Annotated in this window: 22 protein-coding genes; 12 read left to right on the top strand and 10 right to left on the bottom strand. The window is 34.2% G+C overall.

Features of this window, described 5'->3' with window-relative positions; all coding sequences use genetic code 11:
• Positions 1 to 151 precede the first annotated feature (151 nt).
• Complete coding sequence (locus tag ACSVDA_RS09315; RefSeq protein WP_485882641.1) at positions 152 to 1510, top strand: TrkH family potassium uptake protein; 1359 nt, start codon at positions 152 to 154, stop codon at positions 1508 to 1510.
• A gap of 204 nt (positions 1511 to 1714) precedes the next feature.
• Here ACSVDA_RS09315 and ACSVDA_RS09320 read toward each other — a convergent pair whose 3' ends face one another.
• From ACSVDA_RS09320 to ACSVDA_RS09340, 5 genes are all read right to left on the bottom strand, one after another.
• A complete protein-coding gene (locus tag ACSVDA_RS09320) occupies positions 1715 to 2494 on the bottom strand; it encodes an amino acid ABC transporter ATP-binding protein (protein WP_320209397.1) in 780 nt (259 codons plus the stop codon).
• Between the two features lie 12 nt (positions 2495 to 2506).
• Complete coding sequence (locus tag ACSVDA_RS09325) at positions 2507 to 3715, bottom strand: amino acid ABC transporter permease (protein ID WP_485882643.1); 1209 nt, start codon at positions 3713 to 3715, stop codon at positions 2507 to 2509.
• A 9-nt stretch (positions 3716 to 3724) separates the two neighbouring features.
• Complete coding sequence (locus ACSVDA_RS09330) at positions 3725 to 4894, bottom strand: amino acid ABC transporter permease (protein WP_485882644.1); 1170 nt, start codon at positions 4892 to 4894, stop codon at positions 3725 to 3727.
• 89 nt (positions 4895 to 4983) lie between these two features.
• Positions 4984 to 6021: an amino acid ABC transporter substrate-binding protein gene (locus tag ACSVDA_RS09335; RefSeq protein ID WP_485882646.1), complete on the bottom strand. Its 1038-nt coding sequence runs from the start codon at positions 6019 to 6021 to the stop codon at positions 4984 to 4986.
• 520 nt (positions 6022 to 6541) lie between these two features.
• Entirely contained in the window at positions 6542 to 6889 is a 348-nt protein-coding gene (locus tag ACSVDA_RS09340) for a DUF3905 domain-containing protein (protein ID WP_485882648.1), read from the bottom strand.
• Positions 6890 to 7138: 249 nt separating this feature from the next.
• Between ACSVDA_RS09340 and ACSVDA_RS09345 the strand changes: the two genes are divergently transcribed.
• The 3 genes from ACSVDA_RS09345 to ACSVDA_RS09355 are packed head-to-tail and all read left to right on the top strand — an operon-like array spanning position 7139 to position 7632.
• Positions 7139 to 7276 (top strand): hypothetical protein, encoded by a 138-nt coding sequence (locus ACSVDA_RS09345; protein ID WP_320209392.1) that lies wholly within the window; start codon positions 7139 to 7141, stop codon positions 7274 to 7276.
• A gap of 20 nt (positions 7277 to 7296) precedes the next feature.
• Complete coding sequence (locus ACSVDA_RS09350; RefSeq protein WP_485882650.1) at positions 7297 to 7461, top strand: hypothetical protein; 165 nt, start codon at positions 7297 to 7299, stop codon at positions 7459 to 7461.
• 6 nt (positions 7462 to 7467) lie between these two features.
• Positions 7468 to 7632, top strand: coding sequence for a hypothetical protein (locus ACSVDA_RS09355; RefSeq protein WP_320209390.1), 165 nt, complete (start codon positions 7468 to 7470; stop codon positions 7630 to 7632).
• Between the two features lie 42 nt (positions 7633 to 7674).
• Here ACSVDA_RS09355 and ACSVDA_RS09360 read toward each other — a convergent pair whose 3' ends face one another.
• A complete protein-coding gene (locus ACSVDA_RS09360; RefSeq protein ID WP_485882652.1) occupies positions 7675 to 9438 on the bottom strand; it encodes a B12-binding domain-containing radical SAM protein in 1764 nt (587 codons plus the stop codon).
• Between the two features lie 285 nt (positions 9439 to 9723).
• Between ACSVDA_RS09360 and ACSVDA_RS09365 the strand changes: the two genes are divergently transcribed.
• A complete protein-coding gene (locus ACSVDA_RS09365) occupies positions 9724 to 10722 on the top strand; it encodes a Gfo/Idh/MocA family protein (protein WP_485882653.1) in 999 nt (332 codons plus the stop codon).
• Positions 10723 to 10860: 138 nt separating this feature from the next.
• Here ACSVDA_RS09365 and ACSVDA_RS09370 read toward each other — a convergent pair whose 3' ends face one another.
• From ACSVDA_RS09370 to ACSVDA_RS09380, 3 genes are read right to left on the bottom strand one after another with little or no spacing between them, the layout of a single operon-like run.
• Positions 10861 to 11646, bottom strand: coding sequence for an SDR family NAD(P)-dependent oxidoreductase (locus tag ACSVDA_RS09370; RefSeq protein WP_485882655.1), 786 nt, complete (start codon positions 11644 to 11646; stop codon positions 10861 to 10863).
• 31 nt (positions 11647 to 11677) lie between these two features.
• Complete coding sequence (locus tag ACSVDA_RS09375; RefSeq protein WP_485882656.1) at positions 11678 to 13048, bottom strand: aldehyde dehydrogenase; 1371 nt, start codon at positions 13046 to 13048, stop codon at positions 11678 to 11680.
• Positions 13049 to 13069: 21 nt separating this feature from the next.
• A complete protein-coding gene (locus ACSVDA_RS09380; protein WP_320209385.1) occupies positions 13070 to 13402 on the bottom strand; it encodes an ArsR/SmtB family transcription factor in 333 nt (110 codons plus the stop codon).
• Positions 13403 to 13578: 176 nt separating this feature from the next.
• Here ACSVDA_RS09380 and ACSVDA_RS09385 point away from each other — a divergent pair, with 176 nt between their 5' ends.
• Entirely contained in the window at positions 13579 to 14295 is a 717-nt protein-coding gene (locus ACSVDA_RS09385) for a lysophospholipid acyltransferase family protein (RefSeq protein ID WP_485882657.1), read from the top strand.
• A 483-nt stretch (positions 14296 to 14778) separates the two neighbouring features.
• The gene (locus tag ACSVDA_RS09390) at positions 14779 to 15429 is read left to right on the top strand and encodes a peroxiredoxin-like family protein (protein ID WP_485882723.1); all 651 of its coding nucleotides are present in this window, start codon (positions 14779 to 14781) and stop codon (positions 15427 to 15429) included.
• 242 nt (positions 15430 to 15671) lie between these two features.
• Here ACSVDA_RS09390 and ACSVDA_RS09395 read toward each other — a convergent pair whose 3' ends face one another.
• Positions 15672 to 16688 carry an LCP family protein gene (locus tag ACSVDA_RS09395; protein ID WP_485882658.1) on the bottom strand — a complete coding sequence of 339 codons (1017 nt, stop codon included), beginning with the start codon at positions 16686 to 16688 and terminating at the stop codon, positions 15672 to 15674.
• Between the two features lie 629 nt (positions 16689 to 17317).
• On the opposite strand from ACSVDA_RS09395, the gene ACSVDA_RS09400 reads away from it, so the two are divergent.
• The 5 genes from ACSVDA_RS09400 (at position 17318) to ACSVDA_RS09420 (ending at position 24187) form a co-directional block, all read left to right on the top strand.
• Positions 17318 to 18331 carry a 2-oxoacid:acceptor oxidoreductase family protein gene (locus ACSVDA_RS09400; RefSeq protein WP_485882659.1) on the top strand — a complete coding sequence of 338 codons (1014 nt, stop codon included), beginning with the start codon at positions 17318 to 17320 and terminating at the stop codon, positions 18329 to 18331.
• A 5-nt stretch (positions 18332 to 18336) separates the two neighbouring features.
• Positions 18337 to 20625 (top strand): thiamine pyrophosphate-dependent enzyme, encoded by a 2289-nt coding sequence (locus ACSVDA_RS09405; protein WP_485882725.1) that lies wholly within the window; start codon positions 18337 to 18339, stop codon positions 20623 to 20625.
• 435 nt (positions 20626 to 21060) lie between these two features.
• The gene (locus ACSVDA_RS09410) at positions 21061 to 23250 is read left to right on the top strand and encodes a PAS domain S-box protein (RefSeq protein ID WP_485882661.1); all 2190 of its coding nucleotides are present in this window, start codon (positions 21061 to 21063) and stop codon (positions 23248 to 23250) included.
• A gap of 286 nt (positions 23251 to 23536) precedes the next feature.
• A complete protein-coding gene (locus ACSVDA_RS09415) occupies positions 23537 to 23659 on the top strand; it encodes a hypothetical protein (RefSeq protein ID WP_320209380.1) in 123 nt (40 codons plus the stop codon).
• Positions 23660 to 23941: 282 nt separating this feature from the next.
• Complete coding sequence (locus tag ACSVDA_RS09420; protein ID WP_485882663.1) at positions 23942 to 24187, top strand: aspartyl-phosphate phosphatase Spo0E family protein; 246 nt, start codon at positions 23942 to 23944, stop codon at positions 24185 to 24187.
• The last annotated feature ends 171 nt before the right edge of the window (positions 24188 to 24358 follow it).

Below are 24358 nucleotides of genomic sequence, written 5' to 3' on the forward strand. Positions count from 1 at the left end.
TCCTTTCATTGTATATTAATACTTTATTAAAAATGTGGTAAATTGATTGTACGTTTATACTTAATGAATACATCCATTTTTTCATGTAACAATGATATTTTTTTATGATATGATTATGTGTATATGTAATGAATGAGGGAATGAAGAATTAATGTTGAAAAAATTTCGTGAACGCATAAGTGGCTTAACACCTTTTCAAATTATTGTCAGTTATTATTTTTTGGCAGTCTCAATATCAACAATTTTAATCAGTTTACCTGTTGCGCATAAACCAGGTATTGAACTATCTTTTTTGGATGCTTTATTTACTGCAGTTAGTGCAGTAAGTGTCACAGGATTAACTGTTGTGTCAACTGCAGATACATTCAGTACTACAGGTGTGTTTATCCTTTTGTTAATGCTTCAAGTTGGTGGTATTGGTATTATGACTTTAGGGACATTCATTTATGTTTTAATCGGTAAAAAGATTGGTTTGAGGCAACGTCGGTTAATTATGACCGATCATAACCAATCAAATTTATCTGGTTTAGTCATCTTAATGAAGCAAATTCTTTGGCTCATTATTATCATTGAACTCATTGGTGCAGTTATTTTAGGGACATACTTTTTGAAGTATTATCCAACTTGGCAGGAGGCATATTTACACGGTTTATTTGCATCAGTTAGTGCGACAACAAATGGTGGTTTTGATATTACTGGGCAATCACTGGTGCCGTTTGCTAAGGATTATTTCGTACAATTTATTACGATTATCTTAATTACTTTAGGAGCGATAGGGTTTCCAGTACTAATTGAAGTAAAAGATTATTTATTAAATAAAAGGGAGAATGGTCAGAGCTATCGCTTCTCACTTTTTACAAAGATTACAACAATAACTTACTTTAGCTTATTAATCTTTGGTACACTTATCATTCTGCTATTTGAATTTAATCATTTCTTTGCTGATAAAACATGGCATGAATCTTTTTTCTATGCTCTATTCCAGTCGGTCACAACGCGGAGTGGAGGTTTATCGACGATGAACGTTAGTGAGTTTACTGAACCTACCTTGTTAGTTTTGTGTGCTCTTATGTTTATCGGAGCTTCTCCCAGCTCAGTAGGTGGAGGTATTAGAACGACTACCTTTGCGTTAAATTTACTATTCTTATTCCATTTTGCTAAAGGTCGTAAAACGGTTAAAGTATTTAAAAGAGAACTTCATGAGGAAGATGTGGTTAAATCATTAGTAGTTACCATGATGGCATTTATGATGTTTTCACTAGCTATTGTCATATTAACTTTAACTGAGCCTTTCACATTAACAGAGATTATTTTTGAAGTGAGCTCTGCATTCGGAACAACAGGTCTATCAATGGGTATAACACCAGGGTTAAGTGTGATAGGAAAAATAATCATCATTTTGTTAATGTTTATAGGAAGAATAGGGTTGTTAACATTCCTCTTTTTAATAGGAAAGCGGTCAAAAGAGCCAAATTATCATTTTCCGAAAGAGCGGGTTATTATTGGATAATTACACACTAGAAAACATTGGAAAGCCTGACCAATATAAAGGTCAGGCTTTGCTGTGTTATATGTAATTTGTTAGTTCCAGCACGTAGCCTTCTCGAGGTCACTTCGATATATCTCTCGAAGGTATACGTTACCTTCGAGAGATATATATGGCTCCAGTGCAAGTCGTAGATAAACGAGATCCTTTTTTATTTTAATGATTATGTTATAAAATTTGAGATAAAAATGCTTTTGTTCGCTCATGTTGAGGATTGTCAAATAGTTCTTCAGGAGTACCAGTTTCAACAATTTCACCATGGTCAAACAAGACGATACGGTCTGCAACTTCTCTTGCGAAATTCATTTCATGGGTAACGACGAGCATTGTCATACCAGATTCTGCCAATGTTTTCATAACATCAAGCACTTCACGAACCATTTCTGGATCAAGGGCTGATGTTGGTTCATCAAATAACATAATTTTTGGTTGCATAGCTAGTGCTCGAGCAATCGCCACACGCTGCTGCTGTCCACCTGATAGCTGACCTGGGTATTTATCTGCTTGCTCTGGAATACCGACCCGCTCAAGGAGCTCATGGGCAATTTTTTCTGCTTTTTCCTTTTTCCATCGACGAACCCAAATAGGGGCTAATGTAATATTTTTAAGTATTGTCATATGAGGAAATAGGTTAAACTGTTGAAATACCATTCCTGTTTCTTTACGAATTTCTTCTATGTTCTTCACATCATTTGTTAAGCTAATGCCGTCAACAATAATTTCTCCATTTTGAAATTCTTCCAATGCATTTATTGTTCGAATAAAAGTTGATTTTCCAGAGCCGGAAGGACCAAGAATAACGACCACTTCACCTTCTTTTACTGTAATATCAACGTTTTTTAACACATGTAGCTTTCCAAACCATTTGTCTAAATTGTTAACGGTTATAATATCGTCTCTTTCTTCAAGCGGTGTCGTTAATTTTTCAACTGCAAAAATACTACTCATATATAATACCTCCTATCGTTTCCCAACTGCGAGTGTTGCTTCTAGCTTTCTACTTACGTAAGACATTAAGTAACAGAAAATAAAGAACACAAAGGCTACAAAAACGTATGATTCCATATGTGTACCTAAATATTGTGGATTTGCAATTATTTTCTTTGCCATACCTAATAAATCAGATAAACCAACAATTGTAACAAGAACGGTATCTTTAAAAATACCGATATATAAACCAACAATAGGTGGTATGACAATTTTTAACGCTTGTGGTAATATAATAAATCCAGTCATCAAAGTCTTGTTTAAGCCTAAGGCTTGAGCTGCTTCAAACTGTCCACGTGGAATAGCTTGTAATCCACCACGAACATTTTCTGCTAAGTAAGCGGCTGAAAACATGATAAACCCAATCATAGCACGTAACACATTATCTACTTCAATTCCATCTCCCAAAAACAAAGGAACCATCAGTTGGGAAATAAATAGCACTGTAATTAACGGAATACCTCGAACGAGCTCAATGAATAGGATACTAAACCATTTTACAATTGGAAGATTACTACGTCTTCCTAGTGCAAGCAAAATGCCAATAGGAAATGAAAAGACGATAGCGACCAAAGCGATTAATAATGTTAGTAAAAATCCTCCCCAGACACTCGTGCTTACCTCAGGTAATATACCGAACCCAGACAGTAAGAAAATAGAAATAGGGAATAATAAAAACCAGCCAATGAGAGTAACGTTTTTTAATTTGTTAAATTTAATTGCTAGAAAATAAGCTGCAATTAAAATGACAATGTTTGCACCTAACCAAATTCTCGTTATACCTTCTACGAATGGGAGGCAGGCTACAATTAACATGATAATTCCAAGTGTCCATGCAATTGGTCTAACGATTCCTTTCCAAATACCATATGAAAACCCAAGCATAGTAGATACATAGGCTAATAATACCCAAACTCGCCAAATGTCAGCAACAGGATATTGACCAACGACAAAGAGTTTAAAGTTATCAGCAACAACTCGCCACTCTGCAGTAACAAAAATCCAGTACGAAGCATTTTTAATGACAAAATAGGCTATAACGATAGATACAAGTGTTAATGCTGTATTTGCCAAGTTACTAAAAAGATTTGCTTTTAACCATTGTACTACCTTGTTAGGTTCTTTATCAGAATTTACATCAAGTTGTTTCGGTTCTTGCTTTTCAACACCAATATTCCCCATCGTTACCACCTACCTTTCAACGATTTGTACTTTTTTGTTAAAGATATTCATTAATAAGGCTGTAAATAAATTAATGAGTAAATATACTGCTATCCAGATAAGAACTACTTCAATCGCTCGTCCATTTTGGCCTAACGTAGTTTTACCTACACTTACAAGTTCTTGAAATCCAATTGCAACTCCTAAACTTGAGTTTTTTATTAAATTTAAATATTGGCTCGTAACAGGAGGGATGATAATCCTAATGGCTTGTGGGAAAACAACGAGCCTCATAGTAGTCGACGGTTTTAGTCCCAATGCATTAGCTGCTTCTTTTTGCCCTTGTTTTACACCTAAAATCCCCGCTCGAACAACTTCTGCAATATAAGTTGATGTATAAACACTTAACGCCATCAGCAATGCAAGAAATTCGGGCCTAAGTACATAACCACCGGTAAATCCTTTTCCTTCAATAGAAGGGGTTGAAAGATGGAATGGAGCCTGTTGCGTAACGATAAAAGCTGCTACCATCGAAATGATTATCACAGCTGCTGACCAAATAAAAGGGTAAGTTCGTTTTCCTAAGTCAATTTGCCTTTTAAGTTGAACACGCCACATGATAATAGAAAGGATGATTCCTAATAATAGAAGAATTGTCCATAAGAGAGTACCAGAAGTTTGGGTAAACCATGGAATAGCGACTCCACGATTTGTAAAAATTAAAGCATTTGATTCAACTTCCTGTATTTTAGGTAATTGAAGCAATACAGCAAAATACCAAATGAATATCTGTACAAGTAAAGGAGTATTCCTGAATACTTCAATATAAATACTTGATGATTTGTTTACTAGCCAGTTTGAAGAAAGTCTTGAAATACCAGCAACTATGCCGATTATAGTAGCAAATATAATCCCGAAAAATGCAACCTTTAGTGTGTTTACAATCCCGACAAGTAATGCTCTTCCATAGGTATCAGTTGATGCGTACTCGATTATACTATCGGATATTCCAAAACCAGCTGTTTGACTTAAAAAGGAGAAACCAAAAGCAATGCCGATCTTCTCCAACCCGTTTATTGCGTTAATTGCAAAATACGCACCAAATAAAATGACAACGACTGCAAAGCTTAGTTGTAGTAAAATCGGAATAACTCTTTTGTCTCGCCAAAACGGAGTTGACACTGATACATCTTTTTTCATACATCCACCTCACAATTGAAAAGGTCTGCATTAGTAACAACATAAATTTGCAGACCTTTCGTTCATTATTAAAGCATACAAAGTTAAATTTAGCGGAACGGAGGAGAATACATTAATCCACCGTTTAAATACGTATCATTTAAGCCACGCTCTAAACCGAAAACAGACCCTAAATTACGTTCGAAAATTTCACCGTAGTTTCCAACTTCTTTAATAACTTTATAAGCGAAATCATTATCAAGATGTAACTGTTCTCCAAGGTTTCCATCTTGACCTAATAAACGCTGGATCTCTTTGTTATCACTATTTAACATTTCATCTACGTTTTCAGAAGTAATGCCTAATTCCTCAGCACGCATAGTAGCAAAAGTAACCCATTTTACGATATCAAACCATGTGTCATCTCCACCAATAACTGAAGGTCCTAGTGGCTCTTTTGATAAAGTTTCGTCTAAGATTTTGTGATCACTAGGGTTTTCCATGTTTGCTTGTCTTGCGATTAACCCAGATTTATCTGTTGTCCAAGCATCAACAGATCCTTCTTCATATGCTTGAACAGCCGCATCCTGTGTATCAAAAACTGCAGCTTCATATTGAATTCCTAAAGAATCAAGTACGTCAGCTAAGTTAAGCTCAGTTGTCGTTCCTTGGTCAACAGAAATACGAGCACCTTCTAAATCTTGTAAACTGTTAATTCCGCTGTCTTTACGAACGATTATCCCTTGTCCGTCATAAAACGTGACAGGTGCAAAGTTTAAACCAACTTCTGAGTCACGGTTTGTTGTCCAAGTTGTATTACGAACTAATACGTCTACCTCACCAGATTGTACAGCTGTGAAACGCTCATCTGATGTAAGTGGACGATATTCTATCGCGTTTGCATCCCCTAAAACAGCAACTGCAATTGCCTTAGCAAAGTCTACATCAAAACCAGTATATTCTCCATCAGTTCCTACATAACCAAAACCAGGTAATGAACCGTTAACACCAGCAATTAATTTTCCTCTGTCTTTTACTGTATCAAGTAGTGATTTTGACTCTTCACTTGATGCATCATCTGAGCATCCAGAAATAGCTGCAACTACCAATAAAAGAAAAACTGTGAAAATTCCAAATCTTTTTTTCATTTTTTTCCCCCTTATGTATTTGTTTCAACTGTATTACTAGTTCAAATTAATCAATTTCAGAATATAAAGAATAGTAATAAAGTTGATAATCTTAATATAATATAATTTTTATTATATTTCAATATTTTCTAATATTTTTGTAGTTAAAGGATTATAAGTGATCTAAACATTTGAGAAATGTATATTTCATAAGTAGAGAGTAGAAGATGAATTTTTCGCTAGAGGTATATAGGTAGAAATTAATAGGTAAGTTAAGAAATTATCATATAGATGATGTCCACAAGTTAAATAATAACAAAATAATTATGCTAGAAGAAGAAAATAAATACATTAATGCATGAGAGGATCACGTAGTATTTTCTTTATAAGCTTAACAATTACCTATTAAAGAACGATCGAAAAAAATATATAACTATAATGTGGAAAATAATATAAATGTGGCTCAAAAGTAATATAGACACAGGGGGAGATTGAAAATGCTACTTGTAACATGCTTATGAGCCACTTCTATTTATTAATATTAATCAGTACCGTAACTCGTATCTTCTGTGGGATGCATGAAAGGTGCACCATTTGGATTGTTGTTCTTTTCAATTAAATCTCTATTTTCTGGTGTGTTCCAACCAATGTCATTAGTAGGATGTACCCAATCATCACCAGCCATAATTTCAGGATCAATGTCATCACTCCATTGATTTAGTGGTGAATTTGGAGAATTATACATGCTATCACCTATGACAACACCATTTTTATTAACAAAAGGCTCTTGCATTTTTTTACCAGTTCCTTTAAAGCTTGGAGCGTTAATTTGATGGGGTTGAGTTTCGTCAAGTATTGGTGATGATATCTTATCCTCTTTTTTAGCCACTGAGTCTACACCTCACTATATTTCAAATTGTTATTATATATGTCTACTGTATTGCTTGTTTTTTCAAACTTGTATCTTTCTCAGCTATAGATCTTTAAATTAGATGAAAGGGTTTATACTAATGAACAAGCTTACTCACAACCTTATTGGTATTATAATCGAATTTTTCATTTATCATGCATACGTTTTAGTCGTTCGAACAATATAAAAGGTGAAGGACAATGATGAAAAGTACAGGCAGGTGAAAATATGAACAATGATACTTTTGCAATTGCCCAGCTTGCATCAGATGATTTAACAAAAGTTCAGCGTATTGAGGAAGAGCTTAGAACTGATACAGGTGAGGAAATTATTTTGATTGCATATAAAAATACAGAACGTCAGTAAGTGTGTTTGGAGGGAATAAGATGAAACGAAAAGTAAAATATAATGCAGCAAGAAATAATAATTTTACCCCAAAGGAAAGTCTACCTGATACTGAGTTTTCAGCTGAAGCTGACTATGAAGAGCCAATAAAAGGGGCCAATAGAAACTCTAAAAAAGGGTATCAGCAAAGAAAAGAGGAGGAGTAAAGATTCATGGGAAAAAGAATGCAGAAGAAACAGCACGCAGGTGATCAAAACCATAAGATGTCTAAAGATTTATTACGTGAAGAGTTTGGTGGGGAGCTAGGGGATTATAATGCAATGAAGCCCTACGAAGGAGCACTTGAGTCGAAAAATAAGAACTGTGACAAAGAGTAGCAACTTTTCAAAGGTGGAGATACATCTCCACCTTATGTTAAATTATTTGGTTTTAGCTATATTATCTATCGTTGATGTAAAGTAACTTGTCTTGTTTGTCGATGGATCAAAATATACTAATAACAATGTTTGCTCATGAACAATTTTATTTGATAATAAATAGTGTGAAAGATTAAAACTAAGCTCTTCAATGACGGTGTGCTTGTGTATATCTTTTTCACTAAGTTGTAAATGTGTAAATTGACGTCCGAAAACGTGAGGGTTGTTAACAATATCACGATAATATGCTGCTCTAATTGGTTTTTCTAGTAAATCATTCCACCACGGTTTACGTGGTTTATGCTTTTGCTTACGTAAATAATCATATTTCATTAATCCTGAAATAATGGCCAAATCTTTTACATTTGTTTCGTGCAAAAATTGATATAACCTTTTAAATAAATCCTCCAATTGATGTCCAATTCTAATCCAACCTTGTTCATCCCAATACGTACCGAATAATTGAAAGAAGTCAAATGGAGTAGGATAGCTATTAGTTACAAGGAATTCTATCGTTTGATCCATTCTGTGGTCATTCCAATACTTTTCTAACACGTCTTCAACCTGTTTAATACGCATAATGTCATCAAATGGTAAAATATCATTTTCCAGAATTTCATATGGTGATGTGTCCATATATTTATAGCCGTGGTCATGTGCAGTTAGTCGAAGTCCTGTTCCTCGTAGCATTTTCAAAAAGCCAAGCTGCAGTTCTTCAGGTCGCATAGCAAAAACATCATTAAAAGTCTTACGGAATGATCCATAGTTTTCTTCAGGTAGGCCGGCAATTAGATCAAGGTGCTGGTCAATCTTACCACCTTCCTTAACCATCGTCACAGTACGTGTCAGCTTTTCGAAATTTTGCTTGCGCATGACAAGCTCGTTTGTTGCATCATTTGTAGACTGAACACCTATTTCGAATCTAAACAACCCAGGTGGTGCTTCTTGATTCAAAAACTCAATGACTTCTGGACGCATAATGTCAGCAGTAATCTCAAATTGGAACACGGTACCTGGCTTATGCTCATCAATTAAAAACCTGAACATCTCCATCGCATAACTTCTGCTTATATTAAAGGTTCGATCGACAAACTTTATTGTTCTAGCACCGTTATCCATTAAATAACGAATATCGTCTTTTACCTTTTCCCGATCAAAATAACGTACCCCAACTTCTATTGATGAGAGACAAAATTGGCAACTAAAAGGACAGCCACGGCTTGTTTCAATATAAGTTACTCGCTTGGATAAACTTTGCCTGTCTTCTTCTAAACGAAAAGGTGAAGGCAGTAACTTTAGATCAAGCTTTTTTTGCGGACGCTTTATAACTTTTTGTTTTTCTTGTCGATAAGCAATCCCATCAATTTTTTCAAAATTATTGTCAAGATTAAGTTCGTCAAGCAATTGTTTAAACGTTTCTTCACCTTCTCCGATGACGATAAAATCAACTTCAGGAATTCTATCTAACCATTCACTTACATCATATGTCACTTCGGGACCACCTAATACAATAGTAAGCTTTGGGTTTATTTTCTTTAGCATTTTTATCACTTTTATTGTTTCTTCTATATTCCATATATAACAACTGAAACCAACTACATCTGGTTTTTTTCTGTATATATCAGTCACGATATTCATCGCTGGATCTTTAATAGTATATTCTGCAAGCTGTACATCATACTCTGGTTCAGCGTATGCCTTTAAATATCTAATTGATAGGCTTGTGTGAATATATTTTGCATTTAATGTACTTAAAACTACATTCATTAGATTTTTTAGCTCCTTTTACTTCGCTATAGCATTAACACGTCGATTTATTCTATCATAATTTTAACCGAAAATTGTATTCTAAAAACAAGCAGTTAATGTTATACAAGTTTTTTTTCTTTATTTATGGCTCATATCGTATCAATTGTTGCAATACTAACCAATAATTTACGGTGTTATATGTTGTATATCGTTATTAAGGAGGAAAAAAGTATAACATTTAATTCACATACCGTCTTTTAATTTTTCTATTATAATAGAATTAAAAGTTTAGGAGATGAGAGAATGTATAAGAAAATTAGATGGGGGATACTAAGTACTGCAAATATAGCTCAAACTGCAATTATTCCAGCGATTCACAAAGCAACTAATGCCGAAGTAGTTGCTATTGCTAGCGGAAATGAGCGCGTAAAAAGTGTTGCTAAATCATTATCCATACCTAATGTATATAAAAGTTATAAGGATTTATTATTGGATTCTAATGTTGATGCTGTTTACATTCCTCTACCTAATGGCTTACATGCAGAATGGGTAATGGAGGCTGCTACACACGGTAAACATATCTTATGTGAAAAACCAGCAGCACTGAATTCTTCAGAGATGAAGGACATCATCGACACATGTCGGAAGAATAATGTCATTTTTATGGAAGCATTTATGTATCAATTTCATCCACAACATAAAAGAGTAAAAGAAATTATAGCATCTGGTGAAATTGGTGACATTAAACTAATGCGTTCAAGCTTCTCATTTACATTAAATGACCTTGAAGGTAATATCCGTATGGTTCCTAAATTAGGAGGGGGGAGCTTGTATGATGTTGGTAGCTACTGCATTAATGCAATTCAGTACATATTAGATTCAGAACCTATTGATGTTTTTGCTCATGCTCATATTCACGAACTATATCATGTAGATATGTCAACATATGCTCTATTAAAATTACAAAACGATGTGATGATTTCTTTTGATTGTAGTTTTGAAAGATCTTTTAGCGCATATTATGAATTAATAGGTACGAAGGGCAAATTGGTTTTACCGCGGGCATTTACACCTAACTTATATAATAACGTAGGGAAAATAATCATATCAAAAGAGCAAGAAGAGTCTAGAGTAGAGTACTATAAAGCAGACCAATATGTCCTTCAAATAGAACATTTCTCTAATTGTGTATTGAACAAATCGCAACCTATATATACTGGAGAGCAAAGTCTAAAAAACATGAAAGTTATCGATGCGTGTTTTCAATCTATAACAGCGGGTGAAAAAGTAAACATAAGCTAACATTTTATGAACCTGAGCAAATTTATAGGTCAAATTGAAAGTTTATCGGTCAATTTCCTGTATTTATGGGTCAAATTCAGTTCTTTCTAAAAAACTAAAAGGAAAAGCTGTCTCAAATTTGAGACAGCTTGCTTCATGTTATTTAGTTGGTTCAACCATGCGTCGAACAATTTTAGGTATAAGTTTACGAGGTCCAAATCGAACCGATGTCGCCATAATACGGTTCATTAAACCAGGTATGATTACCGTCTTGCCCTTCTGTAAACCTTCATATCCTGCTATTGCTACTGACTTAACATCCATCACCTTGCCACCTGTGAAATTTTTTGAGTTGTCCATGTCGGCAGCAGATTGAAAGCCAGTTTCAGTAGGTCCTGGACAAAGAACACTAACTGATACGCCAGTACCTTCTACTTCATTTGCAATGGCCTCAGAAAGAGATAACACATATGCTTTTGATGCCGAATAGTTAGATAAATATGGTCCAGGCTGAAAAGATGCTGTTGATGCTACATTTAATATTTTGCCAGATTTTCTTTTAACCATTCGTGGCAAGAATAGTTTAGTTAAATAAGTAAGTGCTGTGATGTTCACTTGAATCAATTCCAATTCTTTGTTGATATCCGTTTCAGCAAAGAACCCAAAACTTCCAAAGCCAGCGTTGTTTACAAGAACTTCAACATCAATTTTTTCATTTTCACAATAATCGTATATTTGCTGTGGTGATTCAGGATTTGATAAGTCTTTTGAAAGTACCTTTGCTTTAATATTGTAAGTTTTCATTAAATCGTTAGCTAAATCAGTTAACTTTTGCTCATTACGCGCGATAAGTAAAACGTTATGATTATCTTTGGCAAATAGATGGGCTAACTCTAAGCCAATCCCACCAGAAGCACCAGTAATTAATACAAAGTTATTAGACATATAATAGCACCTTCCTAATTTACAAGAATTTTTATTTTAATATTTTTTTTGCCAGCTTTAGTCCATTTTTCATATTTGGGTAACGTAATGGTATGTCAAATTTAGTCGTTTGCTTAAGAACACTTTTGTAATGGGAGAACGTATCAAAACTATGTTTACCATGGTATGCACCTACTCCACTAGTTCCAACACCCCCGAATGGAAGGTGAGGAGAAGCTAGATGGTAGAGCGTATCGTTAATACATCCACCACCGTAAGAGATGTTGTTAATGATGTGCTCTTGAGCTTGTTTATTGCTAGAAAACAAATATAGAGCTAAAGGTTTCGGTCGCTCGTTTACCATGTTAATCACTTCACTCGCATCACTATATTCAATGACAGGTAGTATTGGACCGAATATTTCATCTTGCATTATTGAATCATCCCATGTGATATGATCTAGAATGGTAGGTTCAATCGCATGCAATTTTTCATCAATATTTCCACCAACGATAATGTTTCCGTCACTTAAATATTTCACTAGGCGCTGAAAATGGCGTTCATTGACTATATGAGTATACTCTTCATTAGTAAGAGCATTATCAGAATAAAACTCATTGATTATTTTCTTCATGTTATTGATGAGCTCGTCTTTTACACTATGGTGAACGAGCATGTAGTCTGGAGCAACACAAGTTTGCCCAGCATTAAAGAATTTACCCCATACGATTCGTTTTGCTGCAAGTTTTAAATCAGCTGTTTCATCAACAATCACTGGACTTTTGCCACCAAGTTCTAAAGTTACTGGAGTTAAGTTTTTTGATGCAGCTTCCATCACAATCTTGCCAACAGGGACACTGCCAGTGAAGAAGATATAATCAACGGGTTCATTTAAAAGTTGTGTACTTTCTTCTACGCCGCCCTCAACTACAGCTATATACTCTTCATCAAAGGTTGAAGACAACAGTTCTTTTAAAATTGCTGAAACAGTCGGTGTTAACTCTGAAGGTTTTAAAATGACAGTATTTCCACCAGCAATTGCACCAAGAATAGGAGTGAGTGCTAGTTGGAATGGGTAATTCCACGGAGCAATAGTAAGGGTAACACCATAAGGCTCAGCATATCGATAGCTTGATGCGCCAAAGTGTGAAATAGGAGTTTTAACTCTTTTTGGTTTAACCCATGACCTCAAGCCTTTTTGAATAACTGAAATCTCAGCTAATACTAGGCCGATTTCAGACATGTAAGTATCAGCTTCAGATTTGTTTAAATCAGCCTTTAATGCGGTAGTAATCCCACGTTCATTTTCAAGAATTGCTTTTTTCAACTTGGTAAGGGCGTTCAATCTGAAAGTAACATCTTTCGTTTTACCGGTGAAAAAAAACTTTTTTTGTTTTTTTACTAAATCGCTAATTTCAGTCATGTTAAATTCCCCCTATACTTTTTATTTCAATTCACAGTTGTTTTCCAGTAATGAAATAAGATGCTTCATATGCTCTACTGCTTGAAGAAGGGTTAAGTAATAATAATTACCTGTGCCCTGTTGTCTAACATCAACAAGACCAGCTTGTTTTAAGTTTTTTAAATGATGCGAAATTGCTGGTCTAGATAATGGGAGCTTTTCAGCTATTTCATTAACATTAAGTCCTGTTTCTTCATGTTCATCTAACAAAAGTATGATATCTTGGCGGGTTTTATCTGAAAGGACTTGAAAAGCAGGGATCGCTTCACGGAATACTGCTAAAATATCTTGAGGTTCTGTTTTATGTTGCTTCATGACGACACCTCGTTCTTTCGTTTAAACTTTTAAACCAAATGTATAATATTAAAAACCAAATGTCAATGGATTCGATTCAATTGTATTCTATAGTTGAAAAAATATTAAACTATCATTAATATAAATAGACGTGAGCAAGATTATTCTATATTTTATAAGAACTGGATGGTGTCAACATGATTCGTACAATCGTATGGTTTATCTATTTTTGGCTACATTTACTATTTACTGTCCCTGCCTTACTAAAAGCGAGACACCTAGATAAGAGAGAATTACATTCAGAACGAGATCAAATTGTTTTAAGAGAAACAATACGTTGGTCTAGAACATTAGTCAATCTGACAGGCTCAAAGATCAATGTGAAAGGTAAGGAAAATATACCAGATAATCAGCCTGTTCTTTTCGTAAGTAATCATCAAGGGAATTTTGATATTCCTATTTTACTAGGCTTTTTAGACAGGAAAATGGGATTTATTTCAAAATTAGAAATTAAAAAATATCCTATTATTTCGCATTGGATGTCAATGATGAGATGTGTTTTTATGGATCGTAAAAATATACGTCAATCTGTTAAAGCAATCAATTTAGGGATTAACAATATAAAAGAAGGGCATTCACTTGTTATTTTTCCTGAAGGTACACGAAGTAAAGGAAATGCTATAGGTGAATTTAAACCAGGTAGTTTTAAGTTAGCGACTAAATCAGGCGTGCCAATTGTCCCAGTTACGATCAATGGCTCTTATAAAATCATGGAAGCGAACAAGAATATTCTTAAAGGAGCGAATGTTGAAGTAATTATTTCTAAACCCATTTCAAAAGAAGAGTACGATGGTATGACGATCAATGACCTTGCAACAAATGTACAAAATATTATTGAAAAAGAATTAGTATGAGCCTATATTAGGTTACCAGGTGTATCGTATTTACATTAAGAGATATTTAGCCATAATAGAAGAGTCTGAAGCTAAGAGCAGGCTCTTTTATTGTCTCGAGAGAAGTTGTCTTACACATATATCTCACTCTGAAATTACGCTGAAAGCAAGCTTGATATATTCATTCCTAAAGGCAGTTTTCGTATTAAGAAATAAACACGTACACAACTAAAGTTCGTGGGATCTTTTTTTCTGTATTAAGAAAACTAACAATGTAAACTACTTTTTGGGTACTAATTTGATAACAATAGCAACAAAGTTTACGAAAAGGGCCTAACGAAATGAATTTGTGAAAAATATAAATTGTAAGCGAGCTTACAGAAAAAAATCGAAGGTGGATATAGAATAAAAAAATAGTGTTAGGAAAATCATATTGTTAGTAATTTGGGAAGCCCTAACCTACGGATGGTGCTTGTTATCATTTAGGTGAATTTATTAAAAGGAGTGAGTATATTGACAACATTGGCAGAACAACTAAAGGCATACAACGAAAATGCAGTGAAAAAAATGCCTGAAGAGGTTTTAAATAAAATGGTGCAAGCAACTACAGACCTTGCACAATCAGATATTGCAAAAGGATTAGAAATAGGTGATCATGCTCCAGATTTTACTCTGTCTGATCCGACAGGAAAAGAACTTAATCTATATGAGCAGCTACAAAAGGGGCCGGTTATATTAACCTTTTATAGAGGTGAATGGTGTCCTTATTGCAATCTAGAACTTAGGGCATATCAGCAAGCATTACCGGAAATAAATGCTTTAGGTGCCCAATTGATTGCTATTAGTCCTCAAACACCAGATCATTCATTGTCAATGAAGGAAAAAAATGAACTTGCATATCCAGTCCTAAGTGATGCGGGATCTCACGTAATTAAGGAATATAATTTATTATTCGAATTACCAAAATATTTAGTTGAAGTGTACAAAGGTTTCGGTATTAATTTAGAAGAATTTAACGATAGTGATTGGTCATTACCTGTCCCAGCAACATTTATAATCGATAAGGATGGGAAAATTAGATTAGCTTCTGTCAATCCTGATTATACGAAACGAATGGAACCATCAGAAGTAATTAACGAACTACATTCATTATAATTATATTTAAGGGTCTAAGCTCAATTTGAGTTAGACCCTTTTATTATATTGTTTTTCATTGACTGAAATTCAGTCTTACAAAGAATTTATATACTTAGCACTCAGGGCCTTTTCTACTTTTGCTGATTTCGCATTGCTTGTTGCTACATAGCGTTAAATGAGAGCAATTGCATAAGTTCATTTGATGCTGTACTATATTGGTCTCAATAGCAACAAAGTTTGTGAAAAGAGCTTATATTAAGTTAGTTATTATTTTGTACTTTATCATTTGAATGGTTGTTTGCAGTGTTAGTCTCCACATTTGTTGTTTCAAAATTTAAGTGTGCTTTTAAATCCTGTTTAATTATTTCAAACGCATCATAATCAACGATATAGTCATATTGATCGTTTGAATAACCAGGTACTGTGTACGTTTCTATCGTTACATCTCCTGTTGCATAATCATAGAAGGATAACATTTCATCAAATGTCAAATTTGTAATAATATTATCTCCAATTGCGTCAAGTGCATTTCCGTATCTTGTTATAGAACCAAGTGATGCAGCTTTTTTTACTATAGCTTCTAAAATCAACTGTTGTCGTTTCCCTCTCTCCACATCGGTATCAATTTTCCTTGTTCTTGCTAAGGCGAGAGCTTCTTCTCCGTTTAGTGTTTGCAATCCTTTTTCAAGGTGGATAGCTTTTGAACGGTCTTGACTATCCTGCTCTGTAAATGTAACAGGTACATCAACTTCAATCCCGTTTAGGGCATCTACTATATCCATAAAAGAGTTGAAGTTAACAGTAGCATAATAATCAACAGGTATATCAAATAATTCCTCTACGGTTTGTACAGCGCCATCTGCTAAACCAAAATGATATGCGCTATTAATTCGGTGATTTTCTCCATCATAAAATTGTAAAGGGACATAAGAATCTCGAGGGATGTGTACAAGTTTAACTGATTTTTTGTCCTCGTTAAACGTAGCTAGTAACAATGCGTCAGTTCGTGGCCCTTCGCCTAATCTGTCTCCAATATTTCTAGTTTCACTGTCATCAACACCCATTAATAAGATAGAAATATTGTCTGATTTAGGATCCACCTCATCAATACGCCTTTCTGATTGTTCTCCTCTGTCAAGTTCTTTATGTGCTTTTTCAACAGTTGTTTGTGCTTTATTAAATAGAACGGATGCGTATACCCCTCCAGCTAATATGAGGAACAACAAAGGAATTGTCACGTATATAAGTAGTTTTCGATGTTTTTTATTTTTTAGCATTAGTTTCCTCCAAATTAAATCTACTATTCGTAAATAATAACATAAGCAAAAAACATAAAAGTTACAAGTAAGTAACAAAGAGAATACAAAATGCTAGTTTTTAATACAAAACCTGCATATAAGGAGCAAGTTTCACTTTTTTTCGAACAGAGTTCTCTGATGAATTGTTGTTTTTCCTACTAAAAAATAACCATGTATACAATTAGACTACGCGGTATTTTATTTCCATAAAAACGACATTTTTATATCCTAGTTAAAGAACGATACCCAACAAAAGATGAAAAGATGCCCAAAAATATAGTTGCATTCGTGTTTAGCTGCTCTTACGAAAAGCAACAATTAATGAGAAAACTGCCTTTTGCATTAAGTAAGTTATCAAACCATATGAGGTTTGTATGAAATAAAATAGAAATTTTAGTGAAAATATTACAACTGTATTATCACAGGAAATAAACTGTTATATACTATGGTAACGTTTACAAAACTTTAAAACTCAGCAATTGCAGAAAAAAATAAAAATTGTATTACAAAAAAATAATAAATGTTTGACTTTTGTCACAGTCAAAAATCATATAAAAAACTACAATTAGATATAGGGGAATTCAGTAAAAAAGATTAGGGGTGATGTAATGTCAATACTACCGAAGAAAAATGAACTCGGTTTTTATGAAATTAGATTAGAATCAATAGGAGGTCTTGGGGCTAATTTAGCTGGAAAAATGCTAGCAGAAGCAGGTGTGCTCGGGCTTGGATTGAACGGCTCCAACTTTTCCTCATACGGCTCAGAAAAAAAAGGTTCGCCTGTAAAAGGTTTCGTTCGTTTTTGTGACCCAGATACAGAAATTAGAGCACATAGTCCAATCGAACAGCCACATGTCATCGGAGTTTTTCATGAAGCATTATATAAAATGGTCGATGTGGTCAGTGGATTAGCTTCGGATGGTATCGTATTAGTTAACTCAGTTCGAGAGTTCGATGCTGTTAAAGATGATTTACAACTTAAATATGGAACATTGGCGATTGTTGATGCTCTGGGAATAGCAGTTGAAGAAAAAACAAAGGTCAATACCGCTATGCTTGGTGCTTTGTTTAGAATATGCGATTTCTTAGATGCAGACGCTATGCGTGACGTTATTCGAAAAACATTTGAAAAAAAATATCCACATTTAGTAGAACCAAATATTCGAACATTTAATCGTGGATATGCGCAAGTACAGTTTAAAACATACGAAGTACCAGGCGAAGTAGTTGAAAAACAGTTTACTAGATTAGAAGCAAAACTAGGGTATGATACACAAACTTCCGGAGGAATAATTACTACCAATGCAAATAGTATTTTTAAAGATTTAAGTGGTTCTCGCCAAGGTTTCTTACCGCAATTTGACCAAGATAAATGTATAAATTGTGCTGCTTGTGATACAGTTTGTCCAGATTTTTGCTTTGTATGGGAACAAGGTGAAGATAAACGTGGTCGAGAGCAAATGTTTCTTAAAGGAATTGATTATCAATATTGTAAGGGATGCCTTAAATGTGTCGAAGCTTGTCCTACTACTGCATTAGCAGATTTGCGAGAAGAGATTGGTTTCGCTGAAAAGAATCAAGTTAAGCATAAATTCCCATTAGTATCAGGAGGTGTTTTATAGTGGCAATGATAGAGGAAAATGTAAATAAAGTTAATAGAGCTGAGCAAGTCGTCACGTTTGAATCAGGAAATGAAATGGCCGCAATGGCTGCTGCACAAATTAACTATCATATAATGGGGTATTTCCCTATAACGCCATCAACTGAAGTTGCTCAATACTTAGATCAAATGAGATCAAGGGGAGAACATGACATCCAGCTAATAGCTGCTGATGGTGAGCATGGTTCAGCAGGTATATGCTATGGGGCATCTGTAGCTGGAGCTAGAGTTTTTAATGCAACGAGCGCCAATGGGTTATTGTATATGATTGAACAATTACCAGTACAATCTGGAACTCGTTTCCCTATGGTTATGAATCTCGTAACACGTTCTGTAAGCGGGCCGCTTGATATTAGAGGTGACCATTCTGACTTATATTATGCTCTAAATACAGGGTGGGTTATTTTAACGGCTAGAAGTCCCCAGGCAGTGTACGACATGAATATTATCGCGCTGAAAATTGCCGAGCATGCTGATGTGAGGTTACCTGTAATAGTCGCATATGATGGTTTCTTTACCTCTCACCAAAAAAGGAAGGTAGAGTATTTCAAAGATCGGAAAGTTGTACAAGAGTTTGTTGGAGAATGTCCTACTGATTATCCTCGAGCAGTTGATTTACACAAGCCAGTTACAATTGGGGCACATATGAATGGTGATGACTTAATAAATAATAACTACCAGCAATCAGAAGCGCTTTATAACTCATCAGAAGTATATAAGCAAATTACTCGTGAGTATGCTAAGTTATCAGGCAGAGAATATCCTATACTAGACTTATATAAAATGGAAGATGCTGAAGTGGCATTATTTCTATTAAATTCTGCAGCTGAAACAGCAAAGGATACAGTGGATAAACTTCGTAGTCAAGGTGTGAAAGCTGGGGTAATTAGTCCAAATATTATTCGGCCGTTTCCTACAGAAGAGGTTAAGCATGCATTGAGTGATGTTAAAGCGCTATTAGTTGGTGAACGAGCCGATTCTTACGGAGCTAATGGACCGAATATCACACATGAAGTGAAATCAGCCCTCCAAGAAGATAGGGATAATAAAACGATTGTACTGAGTCGTGTTTTTGGAGTGGGTGGAAAAGATTTTTTTGTTGACGATGCAGAGGCTTTCTTTAATGAGGCAATTTCTGCGGTAGAAAAGGGATATGCCGATAAAGTATTTGATTACTACGGACATATAAAAGGATATCCAGAAGACTCACTTAAGCAAGCGATAAAACCAATGCACGGTGATACGTTTAAATCAGGCCTCATTAAAGTAACTGAAGATGTAGAAACGAATAAATTAAAAGTGAAAATTCCTCCATTAAGAGCACTAACTAGCAAGCCAAAACGAATAGCATCAGGGCATGGTGCATGTCCAGGTTGTGGGATTTTTTCTGGGTTAGAGTTGTTCTTTAAAGGCATTGAAGGCGACATTGTTGTCTTATTTCAAACTGGTTGTGCGTATGTAGTAACTACAGCATACCCTTATAGCTCACATAAGCAAACGATGATTCATAATTTATTCCAAAATGGCCCTGCAACTCTATCAGGTACAGCAGAAGCTTTCTTAGAAATGAAACGCCGTGGAGAGATCGATGTTGCAGATGATGTAACATTCGTAATGGTTACAGGTGATGGAGGTATGGATATTGGAATGGGCTCCGCGATAGGGACAGCTCTACGTAACCACAAAATAATTATGCTTGAATATGATAATGAAGGGTATATGAATACAGGCTCACAAATGTCATATTCTACACCTTTGGGTCATATGACAAGTACTACAGGTGTAGGTAAAATACAAAGTGGTAAAGCATTTCATCATAAGGATACTGCTCAAATAATGGCTGCTACTAATATTCCATATGTCTTCACTGGGACAGAAGCATTTCCGCAAGATTTGGTCAAAAAGGCAGCGAAAGCACAATGGTATGCACAAAATGTTGGTACAGTTTATGGGAAGATTTTAATCACATGCCCTCTAAATTGGAAGTCTGAGGATCGTTTCGGTCAGAAAATTATGGAAGCAGCTGTTCACTCTTGCTTTTTCCCACTATATGAAATTGAACGTGGAGAAACAATGATAACATACAATCCGGAAACGAAGAACAAGCGAATTCCATTAACAGAGTGGTTGAAATTTATGGGTAAAACTAAGCATCTTTTAAAGGAAGAAAATGGTGAGATGCTTAGCGAGTTTGAAGATGAGGTAGAAAGAAGATGGCAACGTTTAAAAGCATTTAATGACAATCCATATTTGTAAATAAACAAGAGGCTAACTCATTAGAAGAGTATTGTTTGCTCGGTAAGGTCAATTGATATGTTGACTAAAACGAGGACTATACTCTAAGAGTTAGTCTTTTGTTTTGTACTGTAGTAAATAGACAAAGAAGTGCAAAGCATAGTTTCTATTTTGAAGTGATACAAAATATTTACATTAATACAAACTTTAACTATGATATAATATATTATATTAAAAATTCGACAATTTTGAATAATCCTACATTATTCAACATGATTGTTACTTGCCACATTTTGATTAGTCCCATAAACGGTACAACTTTGATTCCTGTATAAGAAAAGCTTTATGCTACTACTATTTTTTAAAAGATGAGAAGAGGCTAAGAAACGTTTTTGCTGATGATGAAAAAACGACTAATTGAGACAATATTTGTTTTAAAGGGGAGGGTTAATGAACTTGAATGAAACAACTCATGATAACGAAGTTGAAAAGTTAAAAAGACAAATATCACAGCTTGAAAAGAGTAATAAGCAGCTTCAACAACAACTACTTGACATTCGTACATACTATAAGAAAGCAAATGAAGCTATCGTCGTATTTGATAAAAAAGGTAATTTTGTGAAAGTAAATGAGATGGCATGCGAAATATTTGAACTTCCCGAAGAACAATTACTTACTAAGAACATGACAGATTTTCTAACTGTCGTTCCAAAAGAAACTATGATTAAGAGGTTGACCATTTTTGAAACAAATAAGCAAGTAACTAATGAATTTCCGATAAGGTTGAATAATGGAACATTAAAATATATAGAATATGGAACAACCATAAACGATATTGGAGATTATTGCGTTTCACTATTTAGAGATGTGACAAAACGTAAAAAAATAGAGCAAGAACGTTCTATAAATGAACAAATGTTACTAGAATTGTTTGACCATACTGTAGATGGCATACTTATTTTCGACAAAGATGGTCAATTTGTTGACATGAATGAACCTATGAGGACATATTTAAATATAAGAGAAAGTCAAATACGTTCTTTTAATATTTTTCAATTTGTACATATGAATGATCAGCAATACATAAAGACTGTGCTAAAGAATCTTGTCATAAACCGTAGAAAGAAGGGAGTACTACATGTCGTACTCCTTGATGGTAAAGAAATATACGTTGAATACTCAGTTGCAGCAAATGTAAATAGTGGATCTAGGATAGCGATCATACGTGATATCACTCAAAAACGAGATATGGAAATAGAGCTTGAAAAAAGTGAAGAGAGGTTCCGAGCGATTTTTGAGCATGCCCATGAAGCAATTATGTTATATGATGACAGTTTTCAAATAAAAAAAGCAAACCATGCTGCTAGTCGTACTTTCGAATTACCTCTTGATATTCTTATTTCAAAAAAATTGTCCGACTTTGTTGACAATAAACATCCTAAAATGAGGGATTTATTGGGGAAATTCCGTGATAATATTGAAATTAGAGATGAATTAGTTTTTTATATGCCTAATGGTGAGAAGAAATATCTTGAATTTACAACTAAGAAGGGAATTATAGATGGTTTAAACGTAGTTGTCTTCAGAAATATTAGTAAACGCATTGAGATTGAACATCAGCTTAGGGAAAGTGATCAGAGGTTTAGAAATACGTTTAATTGGGCGTTGGATGGCATTGTTTTTTGGGATCATCAATTCAATATCGTTGATGTAAATCCAGCAGCATGTGATATATATGGTTTAAGTCAAGAAGAATTAACTAGCTCAAATTTAACAGATTTTATTGATGACCTAGCATGTGATAATGGAGGTCTAGTAAACTTTAACGAAGAAGGCGAATCAACGGGTAGATTAAAAATAAGGGATAGTAGAAAACAACTTAAGTATCTTGAATTTGCAGCAAAGCAAAATGTTGTAGAGGGGCTTAATATCACAATTGTCAGGGACGTTTCTGAACGGATCGGTATGGAGGAACATATAAGAAAATCAGACACACTTAGTGTTGTAGGTCAACTTGCTGCAGGAATTGCACATGAAATTAGAAATCCAGTTACCGCATTAAAAGGTTTTATACAATTATTAGAAAGTAGTATTAAAGAAAATTATCAGATGTATTTTGATGTCATTACATCTGAAATTAATCGTATAGAAACGATCATAACTGATTTTTTGATGTTGGCAAAACCTAAGCACGAATTATTTGTACATAAGGATGTATCAACAATTGTCAAAGAAACAATTGATTTATTATCCGCACAGGCATTGCTTCATAATATAGAATTTGTCACAGTTTTTGAGGATGGTTTACCTTTTATGTATTGTGAACCAAATCGACTGAAGCAAGTATTTATTAATATCATAAAAAATGGCATTGAAGTGATGAGTAACGGTGGAACGATTACTGTTAAAACCGAAATGAGAAACCAATCTGAACTGATGATTATGATTCGAGATGAAGGTAACGGCATGCCAAAAGAAATGTTATCAAGATTAGGTGAGCCATTTTTTACAACAAAAGAGTCTGGAACAGGTTTAGGACTGATGGTAAGTTATCAGATTATCGAAGAACACAAGGGCAGTATCCATGTTGAAAGTGAACAAGGACAGGGTACAATTTTCTATATTACATTACCAGTAGAGAAATGATCGACCCTATTTCACGTTCATTGTTATGTAACTCAACATGTAATACGAGTATAAACTTTTGCGACTATAACATCAATTAAAAAGGCTGTTTACGAATTGAATGTTGCTTTATGTACTAAGGAATAAATACGTATAAATCAAACTTTCGTGGAATTTTATCCTAATTTAGTCACAATAACAACAAAGTTTACGAAATGACCTTATTTTATTTAACATTTGTATATACCTTGTCATATAATTAACTAAAGTAAAAAATGTTGGTCCAGGTAAAAAGGGGGTCATATACATGAAAATCAAACAAAAGATTGGTTTTTATACACTACTTTGCTCAAAAATGAGTATCATTTCAAAAGCAGAACAAGAGGAAATCATGACAAAGATAAATAACAACAAAAAAATTAAATATTGATATATGCTCTAAAGCTAAAAGCTAGGTGAAGAATATAGGTTCACCTGGCTTATTTGTTGTTAATATGCCATTTATTGTGGATAGAAATATAATCTTTATTAGAAGATTTTGTCTAATTTTGCGAATCTATTTACAAGAAAAGAATATTTTGTAATAATTCACAAGTAATCATTTTTTAGTATGTTTGGAAAACGACATTTAGAGTGAAGTAGATCATTTCATACAATTTTGTGACAACTTCCTCTAAAGATCGCATTTGAGGGGAGAATGGTGGAGAAATTTATGAATAAGCTTAATAGTCTTCAATTAAAGATTGATAAAAAAAGAAAAGAAATGTTAACGTTAGCTTCCAAAAGAGATTACTCAAGTGAAGAGGTTGTTAAGTGCAGTCAAGAATTAGATAAGCTAATTTATAAGTACCAACAACTAACGTTGAAGAAACAAGACCGTCTATCTTATCAAGTATTTTTCTTCTGGGACAAGCCTATGAAGCAAGGTAAAGTGAAGTCTGGAACTAAAACAGGATGATTGCATATAGTTGAAGAAGATAAGATTGGATTTACCACTTTACAAACGTTAGAAAAATACTTAAAATAAGTTTATATAATATTAATTATTTTAATGTTTATAATAATTTAAATATTCAACAAACTCCAATTTATGTAATAATTTTACCTCCAAATTTATATTTATATATGA

Source organism: Cytobacillus sp. Hm23, from assembly GCF_051842895.1.
Taxonomy (GTDB): domain Bacteria; phylum Bacillota; class Bacilli; order Bacillales; family SM2101; genus Nanhaiella.

Coding starts and splice junctions, on each gene's coding strand:
- ACSVDA_RS09315 (WP_485882641.1), top strand. CDS start 152: ATGTTGAAAAAATTTCGTGAACGCATAAGTGGCTTAACACCTTTTCAA.
- ACSVDA_RS09385 (WP_485882657.1), top strand. CDS start 13,579: ATGATTCGTACAATCGTATGGTTTATCTATTTTTGGCTACATTTACTA.
- ACSVDA_RS09330 (WP_485882644.1), bottom strand. CDS start 4,894: ATGAAAAAAGATGTATCAGTGTCAACTCCGTTTTGGCGAGACAAAAGA.
- ACSVDA_RS09360 (WP_485882652.1), bottom strand. CDS start 9,438: ATGAATGTAGTTTTAAGTACATTAAATGCAAAATATATTCACACAAGC.
- ACSVDA_RS09420 (WP_485882663.1), top strand. CDS start 23,942: ATGAATAAGCTTAATAGTCTTCAATTAAAGATTGATAAAAAAAGAAAA.
- ACSVDA_RS09380 (WP_320209385.1), bottom strand. CDS start 13,402: ATGAAGCAACATAAAACAGAACCTCAAGATATTTTAGCAGTATTCCGT.
- ACSVDA_RS09345 (WP_320209392.1), top strand. CDS start 7,139: ATGAACAATGATACTTTTGCAATTGCCCAGCTTGCATCAGATGATTTA.
- ACSVDA_RS09395 (WP_485882658.1), bottom strand. CDS start 16,688: ATGCTAAAAAATAAAAAACATCGAAAACTACTTATATACGTGACAATT.
- ACSVDA_RS09350 (WP_485882650.1), top strand. CDS start 7,297: ATGAAACGAAAAGTAAAATATAATGCAGCAAGAAATAATAATTTTACC.
- ACSVDA_RS09320 (WP_320209397.1), bottom strand. CDS start 2,494: ATGAGTAGTATTTTTGCAGTTGAAAAATTAACGACACCGCTTGAAGAA.
- ACSVDA_RS09365 (WP_485882653.1), top strand. CDS start 9,724: ATGTATAAGAAAATTAGATGGGGGATACTAAGTACTGCAAATATAGCT.
- ACSVDA_RS09405 (WP_485882725.1), top strand. CDS start 18,337: ATGATAGAGGAAAATGTAAATAAAGTTAATAGAGCTGAGCAAGTCGTC.
- ACSVDA_RS09375 (WP_485882656.1), bottom strand. CDS start 13,048: ATGACTGAAATTAGCGATTTAGTAAAAAAACAAAAAAAGTTTTTTTTC.
- ACSVDA_RS09415 (WP_320209380.1), top strand. CDS start 23,537: ATGAAAATCAAACAAAAGATTGGTTTTTATACACTACTTTGCTCAAAA.
- ACSVDA_RS09325 (WP_485882643.1), bottom strand. CDS start 3,715: ATGGGGAATATTGGTGTTGAAAAGCAAGAACCGAAACAACTTGATGTA.
- ACSVDA_RS09400 (WP_485882659.1), top strand. CDS start 17,318: ATGTCAATACTACCGAAGAAAAATGAACTCGGTTTTTATGAAATTAGA.
- ACSVDA_RS09335 (WP_485882646.1), bottom strand. CDS start 6,021: ATGAAAAAAAGATTTGGAATTTTCACAGTTTTTCTTTTATTGGTAGTT.
- ACSVDA_RS09355 (WP_320209390.1), top strand. CDS start 7,468: ATGGGAAAAAGAATGCAGAAGAAACAGCACGCAGGTGATCAAAACCAT.
- ACSVDA_RS09370 (WP_485882655.1), bottom strand. CDS start 11,646: ATGTCTAATAACTTTGTATTAATTACTGGTGCTTCTGGTGGGATTGGC.